Origin of the sequence: Achromobacter sp. SIMBA_011, assembly GCF_046535435.1 — a bacterium.
Classification (GTDB): domain Bacteria; phylum Pseudomonadota; class Gammaproteobacteria; order Burkholderiales; family Burkholderiaceae_B; genus Achromobacter; species Achromobacter dolens.
The window spans coordinates 1-254 of record NZ_JAWRWN010000856.1 but is presented as its reverse complement, the minus strand read 5'-3'; the positions used below and the strand labels follow the sequence as shown (position 1 = coordinate 254).

The window sequence follows — 254 nt, the reverse complement described above, 5'->3', positions numbered from 1 at the left end:
GTCCTCGAAAACGGTTTCAGCGTCATGAGCGGCGCGCTCAAGCAAAACAGCCGCATGTTCGGCCGCCAGGCATTCGTCGGTCTGTCGAGCAACCAGTACGGTTCGCTCACGCTCGGCCGCCAGTACGATCCGCTGATCGATCTCGTCCAGCCGATCACTGCCGACAACTACTTCGGCAGCGCGTTCGCGACCGCCGGCGACGTCGACAACTACGACAACAGCTTCCGCGTCGACAACGCGATCAAGTACACGTC

Annotated in this window: 1 protein-coding gene; it reads left to right on the top strand. The window is 61.4% G+C overall.

Annotation, left to right across the window (positions count from 1 at the left end; all coding sequences use genetic code 11):
* Window positions 1–254 (top strand): porin (locus SB816_RS33425; RefSeq protein WP_410548431.1); only part of this gene is annotated, 254 nt, incomplete at both ends.